The sequence below is a fragment of the Paraburkholderia dinghuensis genome (assembly GCF_003837865.1).
Taxonomy (GTDB): domain Bacteria; phylum Pseudomonadota; class Gammaproteobacteria; order Burkholderiales; family Burkholderiaceae; genus Paraburkholderia; species Paraburkholderia dinghuensis.
Map to the genome: position 1 here is coordinate 1 of NZ_RQIS01000052.1, position 1,388 is coordinate 1,388.

General features: G+C 66.7%; 1 protein-coding gene and 1 pseudogene. One reads left to right on the forward strand and one right to left on the reverse strand.

Annotation, left to right across the window (positions count from 1 at the left end):
* A partial coding sequence (locus D1Y85_RS26835) for a hypothetical protein (RefSeq protein ID WP_221410349.1) occupies positions 1-927 on the reverse strand: 927 nt, incomplete at its 3' end.
* On the opposite strand from D1Y85_RS26835, the pseudogene D1Y85_RS26840 reads away from it, so the two are divergent.
* A pseudogene (locus D1Y85_RS26840) lies at positions 890-1,388 on the forward strand (adhesin); the annotation flags it as partial. The gene D1Y85_RS26835 and the pseudogene D1Y85_RS26840 sit on opposite strands and share 38 nt — an antisense overlap.

Sequence of the window (1,388 nt, forward strand, 5' to 3'; positions counted from 1 at the left end):
CGCGACGTCGCTGTCGACTGCGCTGAATTCGCTGGAGGCCTCCGGGTCGACGGGTCTGGCTTCGCTGTCGACGGGTGTCGACACGCTGGCGTCGACGACCGCGAGCGTCGCGACTTCGGCGTCGACGGGTCTTGCGTCGCTGTCGACGGGCGCGGCTACGGCCAGCAGCACGCTGGCAGACGTATCGACGTCGGCGGCTTCGGCTGTCACGTCGATGTCGACCAGCCTCGTCAACACGGGCAGCACGCTCACGAGCCTGTCGGTGTCGGGCGCGGCGGATCTGACGTCGCTGTCGACCACGCTGACGGGTACGACGAGCAGCCTGACCTCGCTGTCGACGGGTCTGGATACGCTCTCGGGTAGCGCGTCGACCGGCCTCGTCTCGCTCTCGAGCGGCCTGTCCACGACGAACAGCAACGTCGCGGGCCTGGCGGGTTCGACGTCGACGGGGGTGTCGTCGATGGCGAGCAGCCTGTCGACGGTGAACAGCGGCATCGCGGACCTGGGTGTCTCGGCGTCGGTCGGGATGACGGCGGTCGACACGCAACTGTCGACGACGGATAGCACGCTGTCCGGTCTGGAAGTGTCGAGTTCGACGAGCCTGAGTTCGCTGTCGAGCGCGATGACCGACATGTCGGCCACGATCGGTGCGGGCGTGTCGACGGTGACCTCGAATGTTTCGAGCCTGTCGACGGCGATTAACACGACCAACAGCAATGTGTCGTCGCTGTCGACGAACCTGCAGACGACGGCCAGCAATGTGGCGGATCTGTCGGTGTCGGCGTCGACGGGTCTGGTGTCGGTGTCGACGGCGATGGCGACGGCGGACAGCACGGTGTCGAGCCTGTCGACATCGACGGACGCCAGCCTTGCGTCGCTGAGCAGCGGCGTGAGCGCGACTACCGGCGGCGTGACGAGCCTGTCCACGGCCACGGTGACGAGCCTCAGCTCGCTGTCGACGAGCGTTTCCGATCTGTCCACGACGTCCAGCCAGCAGCTTGCGCTGATGTTGGGCAATGCCGATAGCCTGTCGGCCAGCCTGTCCAGCGTCGGCCTCGATGCCGCGCAGTTGTCGACCGGCATCGACACGACTGCCAGCCACGTCGCGAGCCTTTCGACCTTGACGACCGCGAATATGTCGTCGCTGTCGAGCGGAGTGGCAGGCGCCACCAGCAATCTCTCGAGTCTGTCTTCGTCCTCGGCGGCCGACGTCAGCTCGCTTTCGACCAGCCTCACCGGTACGGGCAGCACGCTGGATAGCCTCTCGGTGTCGAGTGCGGCAGACGTGACGTCGCTGGCAACGACGCTTTCGGGCACGACGAGCAGCCTTGCGTCGCTGTCGAGCGGTCTGGATACGCTCTCGGGCAGCGCGTCGACGAGCCTGACCT